Origin of the sequence: Pseudorhodobacter antarcticus, from assembly GCF_900110135.1 — a bacterium.
Classification (GTDB): Bacteria; Pseudomonadota; Alphaproteobacteria; order Rhodobacterales; family Rhodobacteraceae; genus Pseudorhodobacter; species Pseudorhodobacter antarcticus.
This window is the reverse complement of sequence record NZ_FOCO01000051.1, coordinates 1-19,348: the sequence shown is the minus strand read 5'-3', so window position 1 is coordinate 19,348 and position 19,348 is coordinate 1. Positions and strand designations below refer to the sequence as shown.

At 60.0% G+C, this 19,348-nt stretch carries 21 protein-coding genes and 3 pseudogenes; 10 read left to right on the top strand and 14 right to left on the bottom strand.

Translation table 11 applies throughout. The features are described 5' to 3' along the window. Positions 1-124 (top strand): annotated as a pseudogene (locus tag BMY36_RS19615) (IS5/IS1182 family transposase); the annotation flags it as partial. A gap of 279 nt (positions 125-403) precedes the next feature. On the opposite strand, the pseudogene BMY36_RS16770 reads toward BMY36_RS19615, so the two are convergent. From BMY36_RS16770 to BMY36_RS16760, 3 genes and pseudogenes are all read right to left on the bottom strand, one after another. Beyond that, positions 404-745 (bottom strand): annotated as a pseudogene (locus BMY36_RS16770) (hypothetical protein); the annotation flags it as partial. A gap of 315 nt (positions 746-1,060) precedes the next feature. Next, positions 1,061-1,354 carry a YbaN family protein gene (locus tag BMY36_RS16765; RefSeq protein ID WP_175469323.1) on the bottom strand — a complete coding sequence of 98 codons (294 nt, stop codon included), beginning with the start codon at positions 1,352-1,354 and terminating at the stop codon, positions 1,061-1,063. Positions 1,355-1,531: 177 nt separating this feature from the next. After that, positions 1,532-1,762 carry a hypothetical protein gene (locus tag BMY36_RS16760; RefSeq protein ID WP_175469322.1) on the bottom strand — a complete coding sequence of 77 codons (231 nt, stop codon included), beginning with the start codon at positions 1,760-1,762 and terminating at the stop codon, positions 1,532-1,534. 113 nt (positions 1,763-1,875) lie between these two features. Here BMY36_RS16760 and BMY36_RS20600 point away from each other — a divergent pair, with 113 nt between their 5' ends. The 4 genes from BMY36_RS20600 to BMY36_RS16745 are packed head-to-tail and all read left to right on the top strand — an operon-like array spanning position 1,876 to position 4,930. Continuing rightward, the gene (locus BMY36_RS20600; protein WP_231579706.1) at positions 1,876-2,154 is read left to right on the top strand and encodes a hypothetical protein; all 279 of its coding nucleotides are present in this window, start codon (positions 1,876-1,878) and stop codon (positions 2,152-2,154) included. Then, positions 2,155-3,033: an ABC transporter substrate-binding protein gene (locus BMY36_RS16755; RefSeq protein ID WP_231579707.1), complete on the top strand. Its 879-nt coding sequence runs from the start codon at positions 2,155-2,157 to the stop codon at positions 3,031-3,033. Positions 3,034-3,092: 59 nt separating this feature from the next. After that, entirely contained in the window at positions 3,093-4,154 is a 1,062-nt protein-coding gene (locus tag BMY36_RS16750; RefSeq protein ID WP_050519518.1) for a FecCD family ABC transporter permease, read from the top strand. After that, positions 4,151-4,930 (top strand): ABC transporter ATP-binding protein, encoded by a 780-nt coding sequence (locus BMY36_RS16745; RefSeq protein ID WP_050519519.1) that lies wholly within the window; start codon positions 4,151-4,153, stop codon positions 4,928-4,930. Before BMY36_RS16750 ends, BMY36_RS16745 begins: the two co-directional genes overlap by 4 nt. Positions 4,931-5,072: 142 nt before the next feature. Here the strand turns inward: BMY36_RS16745 and BMY36_RS16740 are convergent, their stop codons facing one another. From BMY36_RS16740 to hemP, 8 genes are read right to left on the bottom strand one after another with little or no spacing between them, the layout of a single operon-like run. Then, entirely contained in the window at positions 5,073-6,137 is a 1,065-nt protein-coding gene (locus BMY36_RS16740) for a DUF1513 domain-containing protein (RefSeq protein WP_050519577.1), read from the bottom strand. Between the two features lies 1 nt (position 6,138). Beyond that, positions 6,139-7,119, bottom strand: coding sequence for an imelysin family protein (locus tag BMY36_RS16735; protein WP_050519520.1), 981 nt, complete (start codon positions 7,117-7,119; stop codon positions 6,139-6,141). Between the two features lies 1 nt (position 7,120). Further along, the gene (locus BMY36_RS16730) at positions 7,121-8,656 is read right to left on the bottom strand and encodes a di-heme oxidoreductase family protein (protein ID WP_414811679.1); all 1,536 of its coding nucleotides are present in this window, start codon (positions 8,654-8,656) and stop codon (positions 7,121-7,123) included. Between the two features lie 34 nt (positions 8,657-8,690). Next, a complete protein-coding gene (bfr, locus tag BMY36_RS16725) occupies positions 8,691-9,176 on the bottom strand; it encodes a bacterioferritin (RefSeq protein ID WP_050519521.1) in 486 nt (161 codons plus the stop codon). Beyond that, positions 9,124-9,423, bottom strand: a complete 300-nt coding sequence (locus BMY36_RS16720) for a (2Fe-2S)-binding protein (RefSeq protein ID WP_074818932.1) — start codon at positions 9,421-9,423, stop codon at positions 9,124-9,126. The genes bfr and BMY36_RS16720 overlap by 53 nt, the downstream gene beginning before the upstream one ends. Before the next feature lie 36 nt (positions 9,424-9,459). Continuing rightward, positions 9,460-10,716: an imelysin family protein gene (locus BMY36_RS16715; protein ID WP_050519522.1), complete on the bottom strand. Its 1,257-nt coding sequence runs from the start codon at positions 10,714-10,716 to the stop codon at positions 9,460-9,462. A 19-nt stretch (positions 10,717-10,735) separates the two neighbouring features. After that, the gene (locus tag BMY36_RS16710) at positions 10,736-11,212 is read right to left on the bottom strand and encodes a hypothetical protein (protein WP_050519523.1); all 477 of its coding nucleotides are present in this window, start codon (positions 11,210-11,212) and stop codon (positions 10,736-10,738) included. After that, on the bottom strand, positions 11,209-11,346 hold the full coding sequence (gene hemP / locus BMY36_RS16705) for a hemin uptake protein HemP (protein WP_231579708.1): 138 nt from the start codon (positions 11,344-11,346) through the stop codon (positions 11,209-11,211). Before hemP ends, BMY36_RS16710 begins: the two co-directional genes overlap by 4 nt. Before the next feature lie 293 nt (positions 11,347-11,639). On the opposite strand from hemP, the gene BMY36_RS16700 reads away from it, so the two are divergent. The 5 genes and pseudogenes from BMY36_RS16700 to tnpC all read left to right on the top strand — a co-directional run bounded on the left by BMY36_RS16700 (position 11,640) and on the right by tnpC (position 17,248). After that, a complete protein-coding gene (locus tag BMY36_RS16700) occupies positions 11,640-12,671 on the top strand; it encodes a Fe(3+) ABC transporter substrate-binding protein (protein ID WP_082224829.1) in 1,032 nt (343 codons plus the stop codon). 109 nt (positions 12,672-12,780) lie between these two features. Beyond that, positions 12,781-14,454 carry an ABC transporter permease gene (locus BMY36_RS16695; RefSeq protein ID WP_050519524.1) on the top strand — a complete coding sequence of 558 codons (1,674 nt, stop codon included), beginning with the start codon at positions 12,781-12,783 and terminating at the stop codon, positions 14,452-14,454. A 467-nt stretch (positions 14,455-14,921) separates the two neighbouring features. Next, positions 14,922-15,317: a transposase gene (locus tag BMY36_RS19610; RefSeq protein WP_050519526.1), complete on the top strand. Its 396-nt coding sequence runs from the start codon at positions 14,922-14,924 to the stop codon at positions 15,315-15,317. Continuing rightward, positions 15,314-15,667 (top strand): IS66 family insertion sequence element accessory protein TnpB, encoded by a 354-nt coding sequence (gene tnpB, locus BMY36_RS19605; protein WP_050519527.1) that lies wholly within the window; start codon positions 15,314-15,316, stop codon positions 15,665-15,667. Before BMY36_RS19610 ends, tnpB begins: the two co-directional genes overlap by 4 nt. A 54-nt stretch (positions 15,668-15,721) precedes the next feature. After that, a pseudogene (tnpC, locus tag BMY36_RS16675) lies at positions 15,722-17,248 on the top strand (IS66 family transposase). A 149-nt stretch (positions 17,249-17,397) separates the two neighbouring features. On the opposite strand, the gene BMY36_RS16665 reads toward tnpC, so the two are convergent. The 3 genes from BMY36_RS16665 to BMY36_RS16655 form a co-directional block, all read right to left on the bottom strand. Continuing rightward, a complete protein-coding gene (locus BMY36_RS16665) occupies positions 17,398-17,823 on the bottom strand; it encodes a Fur family transcriptional regulator (protein WP_082224830.1) in 426 nt (141 codons plus the stop codon). Then, a complete protein-coding gene (locus tag BMY36_RS16660; protein WP_050519528.1) occupies positions 17,820-18,674 on the bottom strand; it encodes a metal ABC transporter permease in 855 nt (284 codons plus the stop codon). The genes BMY36_RS16665 and BMY36_RS16660 overlap by 4 nt, the downstream gene beginning before the upstream one ends. Continuing rightward, a partial coding sequence (locus BMY36_RS16655; protein WP_074818922.1) for a metal ABC transporter permease occupies positions 18,671-19,348 on the bottom strand: 678 nt, incomplete at its 5' end. The genes BMY36_RS16660 and BMY36_RS16655, both read right to left, overlap by 4 nt.

Here is a 19,348-nt window from a genome sequence, read left to right as displayed (position 1 = left end):
GGGCGGCACCCTCGTGCGCACGATCGGTCTGGTTCGGGCCAAGGCCAAAATCGGGATGAAGAATCTCACCTACAACATGCGCCGTCTCGCCCAACTGGGTCGCATCAACCCTCACCCAGCCTGAAACACGGGCGAACACAGACGCAGATCATGCTGCGCATCGCCAAAAACGGCCCTGAACCGAAGGTCCGCGAAGCGAAATGGGCAGCACATCATCAAACCCAAGGCAACACTCTGTCAGTTGAAGGTCGCTGACGCGCTTTGGGCGGAACCTGCTATCCCGTTGCCGCGAAAACAGTCAAAAATCGAGGTGCCCTTTGATCAATGGGAGTAGGAAACGTCCAGCAGATCTGAAGCTATAAGAAACGCAAGGACCCGAGCCATGATCACAGCTATCAAAACCCTAGGTGTTCAGTCCCGGCATTTGGTGGATCGCATTTAAGGTGAATTGTTCTGGCTCTGATGTCCAGTTTTTGCAGATGTATTCGTATGGCGTGAGGCCATTGAGGCTCTTTAGCCTTCGGGCGAAGTTGTAGGCTGCCATGAAGTCGATGAGGTGGGTGCGCAACGGATCGTGGCTGTGGTAGTGGAAGCGCTTGACAGTGGCCTCCTTGATCATGCGGTTCATCCGTTCGACCCGTTGCCCGGCAGGTGTTTGCAAGTAAACACCGAGAGGGAGGCCGTTGGTCTAGGGTTGATTGGGTTTGGTCAGGCGGTGCTCGATCCCGTTGACCTCGCAGATCATGACCGTGTCATAAACCTGCTGCGATTGAAGGGCGCCAACATCAATCAAAGTGGTTTGCGCCATCACAGCGGCGGGGATGAACGTGATCGCAACAGTTAGAAAAGCTGTCGCATGGCAAACTCCGAAAATGCCTGTCGAGAACCTTGGGCAGCTTGCCGGCTCATCTTCCGCAGGTTGGCTGATGAGCGGTGCCACGCGCCCGGCTTGGACGGCTCAGGATGAAACCCGCCGCCAACGCCATGCTCAGCGCCTAAACCGCAAGCACCCCAACCGGCACGGCCATTGCAAAGCTGAAACCAAATGCGCCCGCCATCATCACAATGGCAGTCGTTTTGTAGCGTGGGCAATCGCCCCGCTGGTCCGCCAGTCGCCAAGGATGGGACCAAACAAACGGCTGCGGTTCAGCCGGTCGGCCATCACGCTGGACCCCTTTGCAAAACATAAGGCTGCAAGGATCACAAACGGCGTCGTGGGCAAAACCGGCAGCACAATGCCCGCTGCGCCAAAACCAAGTGACACCCACCCAAGCCCAAGCCACATCAGCCTAATCGCGGCCCCGCCGCGCCCGCAACGCCCTTGGACGTTTGCGCCAGTATCGTCCCGAAGCATTTCATTTTCCGGCCACCGTCTTGTCATTTTGTCAAAATCAACTGCAACGCCCGCGAGATGCGCAAAATACAGCCCCCACCCGTGCAGGATCGCCTTTTATGGCCAGATCCCCGACCTTCCCAGCGCGCAAATTAGGGTTGCGCGGGGTGGCCCGTGCAGGCCGCAGCACAGGCGGGGTCATTGCCGCACCTCGCGACATTCACACAGAAATTCAAACAGCGGGTCGTTCTGATAGCCGCCATAAAGCGCCGCGCAAATCACCTCGTGTCGGCACAGCGGCTGCAAACGTCTTTTGGTTTCTGGCACAGGCACCTGACCCATATCGGGTTCTGGGTCACCCGACGGGTGCATGATCTGCATGAAACTGGCCTTCCGCAAGGGTGAATGGGTCTGACCCATCAGGATCACCTATAAAGTTGAGTTAATCCGTCGGGATTGTCAATATAATTGTTGACTAAAAGACTTTGCCAATCCAAAACCACCCTGTCGCTTCCCGCGGCGTTACAAAAAAGGAGAGACCCATGCAGCGCATCACGCTGATCCCGGGCCTCTGCCTCGCCACCGCAGCCATCGCGATGAATTTCGCGTCCGCCACGTCCGCCACCGCAGAGACCATCACCATAACCGACATCGCCGGGCGCACGGTTGAGGTTGAGAAGAACCCTGACCGCATCGTTCTGGGCGAGGGGCGGATGATCTATTCGCTGGCGCTGCTGGACCGCGCAGACCCCTTTGCGCGGGTTGCGGGCTGGAAGGATGATCTGATCAACTATGATCCCGATGCCTGGCGCAAATATTAGGTGGCCTTTCCAGCCGCCGCCGATATTCCCCGTCTGGGCAGCCCCTATGCCGATGACTGGAACCTTGAATCGGTGATCTCGCTTGGCACCGATGTTGTGTTCATGAACTTGGGCGAGTTGCTGAAAGCACAGGAAAGCGGGATCATCACCAAGCTGGATGAGGCGGGCATTGCCACCGTATTTGTCGATTTCCGCCAAGATCCCACGACCAACACCGTGAGCAGCATCCAGCTGATGGGCCGCATCCTTGATCGCCGGGATGAGGCGGACGCGTTTACCGATTTCTACACCCAGCAGATGAGCCGTATCTATGCCACTGTGGAAAACATCCCGCTGGATGATCGCCCGGTTGTGTTTATCGAGCAAGCCGCAGGCTATAACCCCAACAAATGTTGCAGCACTTTTGGCGCGGCAAACCTTGGGCGGCTGGTGGACTTGGCGGGCGGGCGCAACTGGGGGTCGCAAAAGTTTCCCGGGTTTGGTGGCGATGTCAGCCTGGAGGCGGTGTTTGCCGACGACCCCGATGTGATCATCGGCACCGGGGCCAACTGGTCCGAGGCGAACCCCGCCACCACCGCTGTTCTGTTTGGATATGAGGCCACGCCCGAGGCGGTGCAGGAACGGCTTGCAGCCCTCGCCGCACGCCCCGGCTGGGCTGAGATGTCGGCAGTGAAAAATGGGCAATTCCACTCGGTCTATCACCAGTTTTACAACAGCCCCTATCACTTCGTGGCCATGCAGGCCTTTGCCAAGTGGATGCATCCCGACCTGTTCCCAGACCTTGATCCCGAGGAGACGATGAAGGAACTGCACGCGCGGTTCTTGCCCATCGACTATTCGGGCGTGTTCTGGGGAACGCTGGACAGCCCTGTGAACTAAACCTCCAAAACCACCCCGCGCAAACCCTGCGCGGGGCCCCCCCAAGACAGGAGGCCGCGATGGCCATGATGACCGACACCGCGGGCTTGCGCGCGGGCTATGTCGCGCAAACTGCGCGCCGATACTTCGTGCTGGCCATGGCGGCCGCGCTGCTGACCCTTAGTTTTGTGGTCGATGTGGCGACCGGGCCGGGCAATTACCCCCTGCGCACCGTGATCGAGACACTGTTTGACCCGGTGGCGCATGGCGTGCAAATCAAGGTCATCATCTGGGATTACCGCCTGCCCATTGCCGTGACGGCGGTGATTGTTGGCGCGCTTTTGGCGGTGGCAGGCGCGCAAATGCAAACCATTCTGAACAATCCGCTGGCCGAACCCTTCACCCTCGGCGTCTCCTCTGCTGCCAGCTTTGGCGCGGCGCTGGCTATCGTCATGGGGTGGAGCGTGCTGCCCGTGGTCGGCGCGCTGATGGTCACGGTGAACGCCTTTGTCTTTGCCCTGCTGACCTGCGGCTTCATCCTGTTTGCCACGCGGCTGAAAGGTGTGGGGTCAGAGACGATGATCCTGTTTGGCATCGCCATCTTCTTCACCTTCTCGGCGCTTTTGGCCCTGATGCAATACATGGCGTCCGAAGACCAAATCGCACGCATTGTATTTTGGATGATGGGGTCGCTGGGCCGGGCCAGCTGGGAAAAAATCGCCCTTGGGGCCGCCTTGTTGGCGGTTGTGATCCCCTTTGGCCTGATGCGCAGCTGGCAGATGACCGCGCTGCGCATGGGCGAGACAACCGCACAAAGCATGGGCGTCGATGTCGCCCGCCTGCGGGTCGAGATGCTGATCGTGGTTTCAATCCTTGCCGCAACCGCCGTGGCATTCGTCGGCACCGTTGGGTTTATCGGGCTGGTCGGCCCGCATATCGCCCGCATGATCGTGGGCGAGGATCAGCGGTTTTTCCTGCCGCTGTCGGCCTTGGCCGGCGCGCTGGTGCTTTCGCTGACCTCGATCATCTCTAAATCCCTGACGCCGGGTGTGATCTACCCCATCGGCATCATCACTGCCCTGATCGGCGTGCCGGTGTTTGTATCAATCATCCTGTCCACCCGCAGACGGAGCCTGTCATGACCCTGACCATCCAAGGGCTGCACGCCCGTTATGGCGCAGTGCCGGTGCTGCATGATGTGACGCTTGCCCCCATCCTGCCGGGGCAGTTCGTCGGGATGATCGGGCCGAATGCATCTGGCAAATCCACGCTGTTCAAGACGCTTTCGGGGTTGGTGCGGCCCAGTCACGGCACGATCCGCTTTGGCGACACCGACCTGTGCCGCCTGTGCCGCCGCGACCGTGCGCGTTGCATTGCCTATATGCCGCAAGCGTTTGGCTGCAATGCCATCCTGACCGTGTATGAAAGCGTTTTGCTGGCGCTGAAACAAACGACTGGCTGGCGGGTTGCGGATGCCAACCATGACCGCGTGGCGCAAACGCTGGCAGCCCTGAACCTGTCCCATCTGGCGGATCGGGGGCTTGGCAACCTTAGCGGTGGGCAGGCCCAAATGGTTGCCGTGGCACAAACGCTGGTGCGTGATCCGGCGATTGTGCTGCTGGATGAGCCGACAAGCGCGCTGGACCTGCATCACCAGCTGTCCATTTTATCTTCGGTCAGGGCCGAGATGCAGCGCCGCGGCACGATTGTCATGGCGGCCCTGCATGATCTGAACCTTGCCGCCAAGTTCTGTGATCGGCTGATCCTGATCCGCGAAGGCCGGATCATGGCTGATGGCACGCCGGAAGATATCCTGTCCCTGCCCGAAATCGGGGAAACCTACCGGGTTGAAACAGCGCTGGAACGCACGCGGCGCGGATCGCTGTATGTCGACGCCACTTTGGGGGCGGCGTATTGAATACACCCTTGCGCTACTTTACCCTAGTGGACGAACACCGCAGCTATTGGTCGAACCGTGCGGCGATGTTTGATCCGGAGCCGCAAGAAACCCTTGGTGTCTTGATGGGTCTGGCCGTCGCGGCATGCCACGGGCTGTCGGCCTATGCTGGGCCCAAACCAACCAGATGATTATCCCAGGCAAGCGTATGCCGCGACAGCAGGGCAAGCCCTTCCTCCTGCACCTGCCAAGTGGTTCCAGACCCGTCTGTCACGACAAAACTGCCCCCAATGGCCGCCACGCCAGACAGATCGGCGCGGGTGTGGCAGGCGGTCTGATGGCCCATTTCATCAAATAACATGACCACCCCGCCGGGAGCTGAGGTCAGGGCAATGCGCTTGCCGTCCTGCGTGGCGGCAATTGACCCGGCATAGCCTTTCATCGCAAAGGCGAAAGCATCATCTGGGGGGCATAAAACCGCACCCTTACCCGGTGCCCACAGCCCCAAAAGCGGCACGGGTTGGGCGGCATCGCCCTCCCATTGCATCGCAAAAGCGATCTTACCCGGAAGCAGCGCGAGATGGCGGATGGAGTTTTGCCGCAGTTCTGTGGGCAGTTCGGCGCGGTCCAGCACCTCCCCCTTTGAGGACAGAAGGGTCAGGTTTGGCCGCATGGTTGCAAGGTTCAGCTTGGTACGATCCGCAGGATCGGTCTGAATGCCGCCATTGGCCACCACAATGCGCCCACCCGGCAGCCGCTTGATATCATGCGGGCCAATGCCACCACTGTCCCATTCAGCGACCCGGCGATAGGTGTCGGTTTCCCACAGCCCGATGCGACCGGCGGAGCCTTCGCTTACCACTTCCGATGTCATCAGAAGCGCGCCATCCGCCGAAAACACGCCATGGCCGTTGAATTGCCGCCCCTGCGGCGGCTCAAGTTGGTGCAAAATGGCGCCACTGGCGCAGTCGATCACCAGCCCGTAAGTGCCGGGCCTGCGCGCAAAAGCCACGGCAATCGCTTGGTGCGGATGCCCTGCCGCGGCATGGCCACGCGCGGGCAGCGGCACCGAGAACAGGCTTTCGCCATCGCCCGTCAACCCATGCAAAACAAAGCCGCTGGCGGTTTTGCCAGCGGCCAAAAAGGCAGGGCTGCCGATATCGGCCCATCCCATCCGTGGCAAGCTTACAGCCGCAAGGCCCGCCAGAAACGCGCGGCGCGCGATCATGTCAATCGCCATCGGCGGCGTTAAAGCCGATGCCAACATCAAGTTCCGGCCCCAACTCTGCCAGAACCGTATCGCGCAGCGCTTCAATGGTCTGTTGCAGGATCTCGATTTTCAAACGCCCCTCAGGCGTCGCGACCCCTGCCAAGGTTGGATCATCCAACGCCCCGGCCAAAGCAAGGGCATGGTCAAACCCTGCAATGGTCAGCGGTGCATCCGGGGTCAGCGCCAACACCAAGGCACGCTGCGCCTGCAAGGACAGGGTGATGTTGCGCAAGGACCGCCCCGATGCCACCGCCTCGGCCCGTTCCGGGCGCGGTTGGGTAAAGCTAGCCAAGGGGCGGCCAAGGCGATTGTCATCGGTGAATTCCAGCGCAGTGACCAGCTGGGTAAACAGCGCCTGACGCACCTCAGGGCGAGTTAGGTAGGTGGTATTGCCCGCCTCGCCCGCCGTCAGAACGGTCTGGGCATAGGTGTTTTGCCAATCGGCGTTGATCGCTTGCGCAGTGCGGGCAAGGTCGGTGGCGGTGGCCCGGATCAGGGGGCACGGGTCGGCGGGCAGGTCCGCGCTGGGGTAAAGCAGGCGTTCCAGCGCAAAGAGCCCCCGCGCGGCGATGGATTGTTGGGCGAACATATCGGGTTCAAGGGCGGCCTGATCGCCTGTCAACAGCGCCATCTGCGCCCGCGCGCCGCTGCCCTTTGGGTCCGGCCAAAAGGCGATGGACAAACCGCGCCCCTCCACCTCACTCGGGCCAAAACGCAGGTGTTGCACGCCCATCCAGGCATCAAACGCGGCGTGATAGGCGGGGCGCAACGCGGCCATATCGCAGGTTTGGGTGGCCGTGTCGGCCAATGTGCCCGTCGCTTCGGCGAGGTTTGCATATCCCGGCAGGATATGGCCCGAGACCGCCTGCGGAAAATCCGCCCATGCGGGGGTGGCAAAGCAAAGGGTAACGGCAAAACTGCGGGCAAGGCTGCGGATCATGTCAAAGGCTTTCCAAAAAGGCGATAAGCGCGTCGCGGTCAGCGGTTTCCAAGGCGACCACCCCATCGCGGGCGGCTTGCGCCTCGCCGCCGTGCCACAAAAGAGCCTCTAGCAGGTTGCGGGCACGCCCGTCATGCAGGAATTGGCTGTGGCCCGAGACTTGTTCGGAAAGCCCAATGCCCCAAAGCGGCGGGGTTTTCCATTCGCGCCCCGTTGCGCGGCCCTCGGGGCGGTTGTCGGCAAGGCCATCGCCCATGTCGTGCAGCAAAAGGTCGGTATAGGGCCAGATCAGCTGAAAGCTTTGCTCGGGCTGGCCTTCCAGCCGCGCGGTGACGTGTTTGGGCGTGTGGCATCCGGTGCAGTTCAGCGCATAAAACACCTCTTTGCCGCGCAGCACCTGAGGCGCGGCCACATCGCGCCGCGCGGGCACGCCAAGGTTGCGGGAATAGAAGGTCACCAGATCAAGCGAGGCTGCATCCACCTCCAGCCCGTCGCGGTTGCCGGGTTCTTGGCCATGGATTGCAGCGATGCAGGCAGGCTGGCCGTCCGTGCAGTCGCCCCAAGGGTTTGGGTGCAAGGGCGTGGACAGGCCCATATCGCCCGCAAACGCCCCCGCTGATTGGTCGCGCACTGTGGCGGCCCCGCCCTTGTAGCCAAAGCGCCCCAGCATAGGCACACCAAATTCGGCACTGGGCACGATGCTGGGGCGGCCTGAAATACCGTCGCCATCCGCATCATCCGGATCGGCAAGCGCCAGAATATCCGCCACTGGAATGGCCTCCAGCAGGCCAAGCCCGATCATCTGCGGGGCCACGCGGGGCGATAGCATGGTGCCCGCGTGCAGGGGGCCATAGCCGGGGTCGCCAACCGAATAGGAAGGCGCGCGCAGCGTCACCACCATACCATCCGCCAGTGTCACCGGCACATCGGTATAGGCGATCTGCATCTGCCCTTCGGCAGCTACGCCGGGGCTGGCGAAATCTTGCAGCTGGCCGCCGTATACAGGCTCATTCGCGGTGGCGATCCAGTCCTCAATCTCACCCGGCGCACTTGGTGCGGGGCCCGTTGCTGGAATGGACAGGCGCAGGAACATCGACACGGCCCGGTCATCCGGCCCTTCCGGCGCATGGCCGCGACCGTCTTTCAGGTGGCAATCTTGGCAGGCGCGCGCGTTGTAAAGCGGACCCAAACCATCAGACGCCAGCGTAGAGGAAGGCGAGGCCACCCATGTTTTGCGAAAGAGCGCATTGCCCAGTTTGAAATCCATCTCATGCGCGAAGGGCATGTTGGCCGAGAGTTGCGAGAACGCATCCGCATTGGCGCGCGCGCGCACGGTGGCGGCCCCTGCGGGTTTTTCCTCAAACGCCTCGGGCTTGGTGAAATCGGTGGTGGCGGCGGTGACGGCAGCAATGCGGGCGGCCTCCTCTGCCGTGCGGGGCACAGTGGACAGGTGCAGGTCCTCCAGCGTTTGCGCCGCCGCTGGTAGGGAAAGGAAACATAAGGCAAGGGCGGCGCGCAGCATGGTATTCTCCGTCATCGAAATCGCCGGGGCCTGTCACGCCCCGAGCAGGTTATTCCGCCTGATCGGCGGGTTTTGCGTTGAGTTGGCCGTATTTCTCGGGCCCGATCTGGTCATAAAGCGATATTTGGGTTTCGAGAAAGTCGATGTGCCCCTCTTCATCCGTGATCAACTCCTCAAACAAGGACTTGGAGGTGAAATCGCCAACGGCATCGCAATGTTTGCGGGCCTCGATATAGAGATTGCGGGCGTCATGTTCGCCTGCAAGGTCGCATTCAAGCGTTTCGCGTAGGGTTTCGCCAATGCGCAAAGGGTCCAGCTTTTGCAAGTTCGGGTGGCCTTCCAAAAACAGGATGCGCGCGATCATCTTGTCGGCGTGGTGCATCTCCTCGATGCTTTCCGCGCGGGATTTGGCGGCCAGATGGCCGTAGCCCCAATCCTCTTGCAGGCGGTAATGCAGCCAATACTGGCTGACAGCGGTAAGTTCAGACCGCAGTGCTGCGTTCAGATAGTCGATGACTTTGGGGTCGCCATTCATGGGGTGCTCCTGTTTTCAAATTGGGAATTGTCTGGCTGGACGGGGTCGTCGTGGCTGGCCCTAAACTGGCACAGTTGCGCATGGTGTCAAGGAACAGCGGCATGCAGCCGCCGCAATCGGCGCGCTTGCCCAGCGCGCGGTAGATTTTGCCGGGGGTGATAACGGTATCAGGGTCCGCCGCGCGCATCCAGTCGACTGCCGCGGTGATTTGGTGGTTGGTGATGCCCATACAGTGACAGATGATCATGGCGAACCCGTTGTTTGTCAGTGGTTTATCTTTGATTTATTGGAAAACAGCGCCGGGGTTATCAAGGCTGTCTGACCCCTCAATCGCCACGCCTGATGCCCCGATGACGGTGACCGCCCGGTTGATCGACGCCGTTTGCGTGACGAGTGCGGCAACAGCGCCCATAATCAGCGCCTCACCTTCCGCATTGCCTGCCGCCAGCATCTGATCGTAAGCCATCCCGCTTTCGGCAGCGGCCTTGACCGCGCCAAGGGCTGCAACTGAGGCGTCAAGCTCTGCCTTCAGCTGCGCATCGACGGCCGGGTCGGCGCTTGCGACCAGCGCGGAAAGCGATGGCCCCGAGACCACGCTGCCATCCACCCGGGTATAGCTGCCCAGATAGACGTTCCGGATGCCGACGCCATCGTAATAATGGCTGTTATGGGTGTTGTCGGAAAAGCAATCATGCTCCTCCTCGGGGTCGTTCAGCATCACACCAAGGCGCATCCGCTCACCCGCCAACTCGCCGTAAGACAGGCTGCCCATGCCGGTCAGCATGGCCGAAAGCGCCGCGTTCGGATCAGCGGTGATGGTGGAGCGCGCCTCGCCACCCATCGCCCATTGGCCCGCCATATAGGCAAGATCCGTTACCAGAAGGTCCGTGGCCGCCTTCAAATACGCGGCGCGGCGGTCGCAGTTGCCATTGGTGCAACCACTGTCTTGCAGATAGTCTGTATGGCTACGCGCGCCCGCCCCCGGCCCGGTGCCATTCAGATCCTGCCCCCAAAGCAGAAACTCAATGGCATGATAGCCTGAGGCGACATTGGCCTCGATACCGTCCACCTCATGCAAGGTGCCGGAAATGAAGTCGGGTGTCAGATTGGTCGCATCGACCTGCGCGCCCGACAGGGTAAAGGACGCATTGGCCACGATGTTCAGCGTGGACAGCGGGTTTTCCTGCGAATGGTCATAGCTGGCATCGACATAGTCGATCAGGCCTTCGTCCAGCGGCCAAGCGTTCACGCGGCCCTCCCAATCATCAACGATCGGGTTGCCAAAACGGAAGGCTTCGGTTTGCTGGTAAGGCACGCGGGCTGCAAGCCATGCCGTTTTGGCCGCCGCATGGGTTTCCTCGGACGGGGCTTTGAGGAACGCATCGACCGCTGTCTGCAATGCCTGCGCGGTGGTCAGGCTGTCACCATAGCCCGCAGCCGCCAGTTCAACATAGGTCTGGGCGACCTCTTGGGGCGAGGCTGCGAAAGCGGGGCTGACAAGGGCGGTAGAGGTGAGGGCGGCAATCAGATAGTGTCGCATTAGACGTTCCTTATTTGGGTCAATTCAAGGTGGGCGGGCGGCGGCACAGGCCCAGAAGGCCCAGGCCCACGTCCTGCGCCTGTTGCACAGTTTGCCAAGCCGCGCCGGGTTGCATCAGGATCAGAGCAAAGGCCATCGCATCGTCGCGGTCGCCCACGGTGGCTGCGGCAATCATATGGGCAAATGCCGCCTCATCCCCACCAAAGCAGGCGCAGGACAGGCCGTGGCGCATGATCGCCCGGCGGGGTGCGGCCAGCATCATCGCGATCAGATCGGCAAAACCGTTAAGCTCAAGCGCGGCGCGTGGCGTGTCATAGGCGCGTGAAAAGTCTCGGGCCACGGCCTCTCGCCCCTCAAGCCCATCACACCAAAGCCGCAGGGCCGTGATCGCGCAGCGCTCCAGCGCGGGCAGTTCGGCCAGCATCCCGACCGCCGCCGCACCCCGCAAAGGGGGCTGCGGCTGGTCATAGCGTTTGGGGGTCCATGAAATGCTCATTTGGTCAGGATCAACTTTTCGGCCTTGGTGATGCGCAGGGTATAGACCTGCCCATCAAGCACGATCTGTGCGGTAGGTTGCCCGCCTAGCAGCGCGCGCGCATCAAAAACCGGAACTTTATCAGCTGTTTGCACACATAGGTTCATAGTGCTTCACCCGTGTTAACCGGCCAAACAATTGAACCGGCAGCGTCGTTGTGCGTTCGGCGAACTGGGGGACTTATTGATACGGTCATGTCGCTCTCCATGGCGAAAGAAAGACCGGGCTTCCCGCTTAGGGTGGCTTGGCGTGTCATTATACTTACTAATTCAGTCAGGAATGTAAACCCGATTCTTTTAGTCAACTACGCTTGACGACACCGCGCTCGCTGATCTACGTCTTGATTCCCGACTAAAACACTTGGACATTCAAATCAACGGAGATCACGATGCAATTCCCGTCCACCCCCATCAAGGCCCTCACCGCCCTTGCCCTTGTGCTGACCGCCAGCGCCGCCTTTGCCGAAGGCGAGGTGAACATCTATTCCTCGCGCCATTATGACACGGATGAGCGGCTGTATGCGGATTTCACCGCCGCGACCGGCATCACCATCAACCGCATTGAAGGCAACGCCGATGAATTGATCGAGCGGATGCGCGCCGAGGGTGCCAACAGCCCTGCCGATATTTTGATCACCGTCGATGCGGGCCGCATCTGGCGCGCGGAGGAGGCAGGCCTGCTGTCGCCGGTCGCGTCCGAGGTGCTGGATACGCGGATTCCGGCCGCGCTGCGCGACCCCGCCGGGCATTGGTTTGGCTTTTCCACCCGCGCCCGCGTGATTTTCTTTGACAAGGACAAGGTGCAAAACCCGCCCCAAACCTATGCGGCGCTGGCGGACCCTGCGTATAAGGGCATGGTCTGCATGCGCTCGGCCACCAACATCTATTCCCTGTCGCTGCTGTCTGCCATCATCGCCAATGACGGCGAAGAGGCTGCCCGCGCTTGGGCGCAAGGCGTAAAGGACAACCTCGCCCGCGAGCCTGAAGGCGGCGATACCGACCAGCTGCGCGGCGTGCTGTCAGGCCAATGCCCGATCGCGATTTCCAACACCTATTACTTCGCCCGCGCCATCCGCACCGAGGTTGAGGGGTTGACCGCCGCCGATGGGTTTGACCGCATTGGCTGGACCTTCCCCGACCAAGGCGGCCACGGCACGCATGTGAACATCTCGGGCGCAGGGGTTGCGGCCAATGCCCCGAACCGCGACAATGCGATTGCTTTCCTTGAATACCTCGCATCCGATCAGGCGCAGGCTTATTTTGCCGACGGCAATGATGAATATCCGGTGGTCGAAGGCGTGGCGCTTGCCGCATCTGTGGCAGGCCTTGGCAGCTTCACGCGCGACGATCTGAACCTTGCGGAACTTGGCCGCAACCAAGCCCTCGCACAGACGATCTATAACGATCTGGGCTGGAAATAACGCCCTCCCCCCCCTCTGTCTGGCCTGATCGGCAGGCAAAGGGGGATTGACGCAGATGCCCATTTTCCGGCATCGAACGGTTTCCCTCTTATCCAAAACCACAGGCCCGATGACCGTTTCACCAGCCGAAAAGCCCACCATCCCTATCCCCGGCCGCGTCATGCGGCTGGGGCTGGGGCCGATTGCGGTTCTGGTGGCGGCGATCTGCCTGCTGCCGGTCGTGGCGGTGCTGGTGGCGGCGCTGACCGGCTCGTTTGATACATGGCGCCATCTGATGGCGACGGTGCTGCCGGGATATGCGCTGAACACCCTTCTTTTATGCGCGTCGGTCGCGGTGGGGGCGGCGGCGCTGGGCACAGCGGCGGCGTGGCTGGTCACGATGACACGGTTTCCGGGTGTGCGGATATTTGAGGTGCTGCTGGCCCTGCCGCTGGCCTTTCCGGCCTATGTGCTGGCCTATGCCTATACCAGTTTTCTGTCCCATTCCGGCCCGGTGCAATCGGGCCTGCGGGGTATGATGGGCTGGGGGCCTGCCGGCTATTGGTTTCCTGATGTGCGCTCCCTGCCGGGGGCGGCGATTATGCTGATTTTGGTGCTTTACCCCTATGTCTACCTGTTGGCGCGGGCCAGTTTCCTGCAACAATCCGCCTCGGCGTTTCTGGCGGCGCGGGCCTTGGGGCGGGGGCCGTGGTATGCGTTCTGGGCCGTAAGCCTGCCCATGGCACGCCCCGCGATTGCGGGTGGCGTGCTGCTGGCGGTGATGGAAACGCTGGCCGATTTCGGCACCGTTGCCCATTTCGGGGTGCAGACACTGGCCACCGGCATCTACCAATCATGGTTCTCGATGGGGGACCGCACAGCGGCGGCGCAACTGGCGTTCTGCCTGATGACGGTGGCCCTGTTCGTGACGCTGCTGGACCGGCAAAACCGGGGCCGCGCGCGCCACAACAATACCGGCAAACGGTTTGAAACCTTGTCCCCGATGCCCTTGCGCGGCTGGCGTGCCGCAGGGGCGATTGCGCTATGTGCGGTGCCGGTGACGCTGGGCTTTGTGCTGCCGGTTATCGTTCTGGCGCAAATGGCCGTCGGCTCGGGGCAAGATGTCACCTCGCCGCGCTATCTGCATTTCATCGGCAATTCGCTGATCCTCGCGGGGCTTGCCGCCTTGCTGACCATGGCAGGGGCAATGGCGCTGCGGTTCCATGCGCGCTTTCAGGCCGGGCGTGGTCCCCGCGCCATGGTCGAGATTGCGCGCCTAGGCTATGCCGTGCCGGGCGGCGTGATTGCGGTCGGGCTTTTGGTGCCTGCGGCGGGATTGGACAACGCACTCGATGCTTGGATGCGCGCCAATTTCGGCCTCTCGACCGGGCTCTTGCTCACCGGGTCCATCGGGTTGATGCTGCTGGCCTACCTTGTGCGGTTCAGCGCGGCGGCGCTGGGCGCGCTGGACGGCGGCCTCGCGCCAGTGCCGCGCAGCATCGACCTTGTGGCGCGCACGCTTGGGGCCGGCGTGCCGCGCACAATTTGGCGGGTGCATCTGCCGATCATGGCGCCCTCGGTCCTGACCGGGGCACTGATCGTCTTTGTCGATGTGATGAAGGAATTGCCCGCAACCCTGATCTTGCGGCCCTTCAATTTCGACACGCTGGCCGTGCAGGCCTTTCGCCTTGCCTCGGACGAGCGGCTGGCCGGCGCCGCCGTGCCCAGCCTTGTCATCGTCGCCATAGGGCTGTTGCCGGTCGTTCTGGTGCTGCGCACCATGTCGCTGCGCGGGCGGGCCTGAAAAGCAGCACCATTCAAGTGCGCACTGATTTTCACCAGGTTATGGGCGCGCCAAACCCCCTTCATCGAAAGCAGGCCGTTGACGCGCAACGGAGGGCGCTTTGGCCGGGACGGAGATCAATCCGCGTGTGTGTCGCTGCAATCCGTTATCATTTTGCTATCGACCTTCGATGTGAGCGGTTACCGGCCATCCGCCGCAGTTGGTCCCAAGGTCTATACCGCAGACTTAGCGGTCATTGGCTGCACCTGCACGGATGGCCGCTTTACCATCCTCATTGACATAAATTTTGAGGATTGCGCGCCTAAATATGGCTAGCTCTCCCAAAATCAGTGAGGCCATCACAAACTGTAAAGGGAACTCTGGCCTGCTCAGGAAGTGATCAGTAAGCGGTGCGCCCACCCCACCTTCCTTGTGATCGTCTGATCTGAGATTCAGCCCTGACGGATAGATTATCAGGGAGTTTCTCCATGGAGCGCTCAACCGAGTTTCTCAGTGACATTGATATGGTGGTGGGGCCGCGTGGTCACCGCCGGTGGCCAGATGCGGTGAAGGCACAGATCGTGGCTGAGACGTTGGTGGAAGGTGCGACAGTTGGCGCTGTGGCACGGCGGTATGACATGCGGGCCAATCATTTGTCAGAATGGCGGCGCATGGCGCGCGAGGGCAAACTGGTTTTGCCCGCTGTGACCGAGGAACCAAAATTTGCAGCGTTGGTTGTGCGCGACGATGTTGAGACGACACCTGACCCTGAGCCGCGGTCGCCGTTGGACCTGATCTTTGGTGCCGTCACTGTGCGATTGGATGCAGGCACATCAGCAGCGCGCATTGCCGAGATTGCCCGCGCCTTGAATGCGTCCTCATGATGTTCCCCTCGAACCGGGTTCGGATCGTTGTGGCGACCAAGCCTGTCGACTTCCGCAAAGGGCATGACGGGCTCGCAGCGTTGGTCAAAAACGAGCTGCGCAAGGACCCGTTCACCGGGACAGTTTTTGTGTTCCGCTCGAAGCGGGCAGATCGGCTGAAGCTGCTATATTGGGACGGCACCGGGCTGGTCATGGCTTACAAACGTCTGGAGGAACACACCTTCACTTGGCCAGCTATCAAGGATGGCCTAATGTCGCTGAACCATGCCCAGTTTGAAGCGCTGTTTTCGGGCTTGGATTGGCGCAAAGTAAGGGCCTTGTCGGCGCGGCCTCCCACTGCGGCAGAGTGAATCAGGCTGTCTTTTGCAGGGGTGTTGAGGTGCAGGAAATGGTAGTCATTCCCCATGTCCAAACCTGCAGATCTTCCTGATGATGTTGAGGTCCTGAAAGCGCTGCTTGTCGCTTCAGAGGGCCGCAATCTGCGCAAGCAGGATCGTATCGATCAATTGGAGAAGCTGGTCGCCGACTTCAAACGCGCCCTGTTTGGCGCACGGTCCGAGAAGACCGACCCTGAGCAATTTGAGCTGGCGCTGGAAGATATCGAAACGGCGATGGCTGTGGTCCACGCGGAGGACGAAGCGGTAGATGCGCCTGCATCGCGCATGACAAAACCACGCAACACTAATCGTGGATCATTGCCCAAGCATCTGCCCCGCATCGAAGAAGTGATTGAACCTGAGGAGGTGACCTGCAGCTGTGGTGCCACGCGGCATGTCATTGGTGAGGATACGTCTGAGCGCCTCGACATCATCCCCGCCCAGTTCCGTGTAATCGTCACACGCCGCCCAAAATATGCCTGTCGATCCTGCATCAATGGGGTAGTGCAAGCGCCTGCACCAGCGCGCCTGATCCCAGGCGGCATGCCGACTGAGGCGACCGTGGCGCATGTGTTGGTCAGCAAATACGCAGATCATCTACCACTGTATCGTCAGGCGCAGATTTACAGCCGCCAAGGGATCGATCTGGATCGGTCCACCCTCGCAGGGTGGGTTGGCAAAGCGGCCTATGAACTGCGGCCAGTGTTTGATGCGCTGATTGCTGATCTAAAAGGATCCTCGAAGCTCTTCATGGACGAGACCCGTGCGCCCGTTCTGGACCCCGGCAAGCGCAAAACTAAAACCGGATACTTCTGGGCACTGGCTCGCGACGATCGACCGTGGGGCGGTACGGCCCCACCCGGTGTTGCCTTCACTTACGCGCCGGGACGGTCCGGCCAGCATGCAGATGACATTCTCAAAGGCTTCTCTGGCATCCTCCAAGTGGACGGTTATGCTGGATATAACCGTTTGCTCAAACGCGCCGATGACCAAGTTGCACTCGCTTATTGTTGAGCTCATGCGCGGCGCAAACTGCATGAGGTTGCACAAGCAGGCACAGCGCCCATCGCTGAAGCCGGGCTGAAACAGATCACTGCGCTCTACCGGATTGAAAAGGATATCCGTGGCATGACCTCCGAGGAACGTCTGGTCGCACGGCAAGACCGATCAGCCCCGTTGATCGCCGCGTTTGAGGTCTGGCTGACAGCCCACCGTGCCCGTATCTCAGCCAAAGCACCTTTGGGGGAGGCACTCAAATACATTGCAAAATACTGGGATGGTCTCTGCCTGTTCCTGACTGACGGTCGCATAGAGATGGACAGCAATGCCGTGGAGCGCACAATCCGTCCTATCGCCCTCAACCGCAAAAATGCACTCTTTGCAGGCCACGACGCAGGAGCCACAAACTGGGGCGTCATCGCCTCCTTAATTGAGACCTGCAAAATGAACAGTGTCGATCCGCATGCCTATCTGGCCAACACGCTCTCAGCCATCGTCACAGGCCACAAACAAAGCCAGATCAACGACCTGCTACCATGGAACTATATCAAATAGGTGGGATCGGCGCACCGCTTACGTTGCACGCACAGTCATGGCACTCGAAGACATTCCAATCGGTATCGTAACCGGGTTGATCGGAAGCGCGTTCTTTGTCTGGTTGGTACGGCGCAGGGCCAAGACGAGAAGCGGATAGGTCAATCTATCTAACTAGTGGACTCGCGCGGATCATCCTGAACGAGGTGAATGACTGTCTCGACGCGCGAAACACGATAGCCATCAGGAATTTTCGGCGACGTCCCATCGGCGTTCGACGCTTTTATATCGATAACCCTATCTTCCGAGACGACAAAAAAGTGATGATGATTACTCGGGTCGGTATCATATAAGACCCGCTCACATCCCAAAATCACACGCCGCACAAGACCCGCTTTGTCGAACGCCTTCAAGACATTGTAGACGGTCGCAAGGGACACTTTTATTGCAGAAGTCTTGAGCTCTACATGCAGGCATGTTGCATCGACATGTCGTCCTCCATCTTTAAAAAGGGCATTGGCAATAGCAAGCCGTTGCCGTGTGGGGCGCACACCATGTATAGACAGGTGTGCCGCCATTTTGTCATCATAGATCAAGAATTTACCGCATCGTCGACGCGCAGCATTGAAGTGCGGCGCGTGATGATCTGGCGCCTGACGAAGGCTGCAATGAAGATGGCCGTCATAATCAGAATAATCGTTGGCGCGGGCGCGCTGTCGAGGAAGAAACTGGCATAAGTTCCTAACAACATCGACGCCATACAAATAATCACTGAGACCCAAAGCATCGTGGAGAATTTGCGCACCAACAGAAACGCAATCGCGCCCGGTGCAATTAGTAAACCAATCGCGAGTATGAGCCCCGCAGCGGATAGTGTGGCTACGATAGTAAGCGAAAGGGCCGCCAATAGCCCGTAATGCAACCAGTTGACCCAGAGCCCAGAGGCACGCGCCTGTGCAGGATCAAAGCTGTGCAGCAACCAGTCTTTCCACTTTAGCGCCAGCATCAGACCAACGCCCAAGGATATGATACCAGCTGTCCACATCTCGTGGGCTTCAACACCCAGCATGTTGCCGAAGAGAATGTGATCAAGGTGCATGTCGGTCTCAACAGAGACATAAAGCACAATGCCCACGCCGAACATGCCCGAAAACACGACCCCCATCACAGTATCCTGTTTCACACGGCTGTTGGTGGACAGATAGCCGGTCGCAATCGAGCAGGTCATGCCAGCGGCGAACGCGCCGATGATGAGGGGGATACCAAGAATATAGGCCAGAACGATCCCTGGTAGAACGGCGTGGCTGACGGCATCCCCCATAAGCGCCCAGCCTTTCATGACCAGAAAACACGACAGCAAAGCCGTGGGGACCGATACGATCATCGAAATATAAAACGCGTTCTGCATGAATGCGAACTGGAACGGTAAAAGAAGGCTATCCATCATTTGAACTCCGCGGCGAGGTCACTTGGACCACGTTCCAACGCCTGTTTCGCTTTGCGTTTGGCGGCCAGAAGCCCGTGTTTGGGGGCAAAGACAAAGGCAACCAGAAAGATAAGGGTCTGCAAGGTTACGATGATGCCCCCCGTTGCACCATTCAGAAAATAGCTAATATAGGCGCCAAGAAAACTGGTGATTGATCCGATTACGACGGATACGATGATCAAACGGGGGAACCTGTCGCAGAGTAGATAGGCGGTCGCACCAGGTGTGACGACCAAAGCGATCACTAAAAAAGCACCGACAGTTTGCATGGCGGCGACAACGCATGCGGACAGCAAGACAAAGAAAATCGCCTTGAGCAGTCCGGGGCGTAGTCCAATGGTCCGTGCGTGGTTTTCATCAAAGAATGTGACCATCAGGTCTTTCCATTTTGCCAAAAGGACGGCTAGCGATACAAAACCAATGATCGCCAGTTGCAGCGTGTCCTCGGGAGTGATCGCAAGGATATTGCCCATGGTGATCGTCTGAATCGACACCGACATCGGATTGATCGACACAATAAAAAGGCCTAACCCGAAAAAGGATGTGAAGATCAGGCCGATGATCACATCAACTTTTAAGCCCGAGCGTTCAGATAAAAACAACATCGCACCCGCCGCCAATCCGCCCGCGACAAA

Bases quoted from the DNA above. Each gene is read 5' to 3' on its own strand.
- BMY36_RS16765 (WP_175469323.1), bottom strand. From the start codon at position 1,354: ATGCTTCGGGACGATACTGGCGCAAACGTCCAAGGGCGTTGCGGGCGC.
- BMY36_RS20600 (WP_231579706.1), top strand. From the start codon at position 1,876: ATGCAGCGCATCACGCTGATCCCGGGCCTCTGCCTCGCCACCGCAGCC.
- BMY36_RS16750 (WP_050519518.1), top strand. From the start codon at position 3,093: ATGGCCATGATGACCGACACCGCGGGCTTGCGCGCGGGCTATGTCGCG.
- BMY36_RS16745 (WP_050519519.1), top strand. From the start codon at position 4,151: ATGACCCTGACCATCCAAGGGCTGCACGCCCGTTATGGCGCAGTGCCG.
- BMY36_RS16740 (WP_050519577.1), bottom strand. From the start codon at position 6,137: ATGATCGCGCGCCGCGCGTTTCTGGCGGGCCTTGCGGCTGTAAGCTTG.
- BMY36_RS16735 (WP_050519520.1), bottom strand. From the start codon at position 7,119: ATGATCCGCAGCCTTGCCCGCAGTTTTGCCGTTACCCTTTGCTTTGCC.
- BMY36_RS16730 (WP_414811679.1), bottom strand. From the start codon at position 8,656: ATGACGGAGAATACCATGCTGCGCGCCGCCCTTGCCTTATGTTTCCTT.
- bfr (WP_050519521.1), bottom strand. From the start codon at position 9,176: ATGAATGGCGACCCCAAAGTCATCGACTATCTGAACGCAGCACTGCGG.
- BMY36_RS16720 (WP_074818932.1), bottom strand. From the start codon at position 9,423: ATGATCATCTGTCACTGTATGGGCATCACCAACCACCAAATCACCGCG.
- BMY36_RS16715 (WP_050519522.1), bottom strand. From the start codon at position 10,716: ATGCGACACTATCTGATTGCCGCCCTCACCTCTACCGCCCTTGTCAGC.
- BMY36_RS16710 (WP_050519523.1), bottom strand. From the start codon at position 11,212: ATGAGCATTTCATGGACCCCCAAACGCTATGACCAGCCGCAGCCCCCT.
- BMY36_RS16700 (WP_082224829.1), top strand. From the start codon at position 11,640: ATGCAATTCCCGTCCACCCCCATCAAGGCCCTCACCGCCCTTGCCCTT.
- BMY36_RS16695 (WP_050519524.1), top strand. From the start codon at position 12,781: ATGACCGTTTCACCAGCCGAAAAGCCCACCATCCCTATCCCCGGCCGC.
- BMY36_RS19610 (WP_050519526.1), top strand. From the start codon at position 14,922: ATGGAGCGCTCAACCGAGTTTCTCAGTGACATTGATATGGTGGTGGGG.
- tnpB (WP_050519527.1), top strand. From the start codon at position 15,314: ATGATGTTCCCCTCGAACCGGGTTCGGATCGTTGTGGCGACCAAGCCT.
- BMY36_RS16660 (WP_050519528.1), bottom strand. From the start codon at position 18,674: ATGATGGATAGCCTTCTTTTACCGTTCCAGTTCGCATTCATGCAGAAC.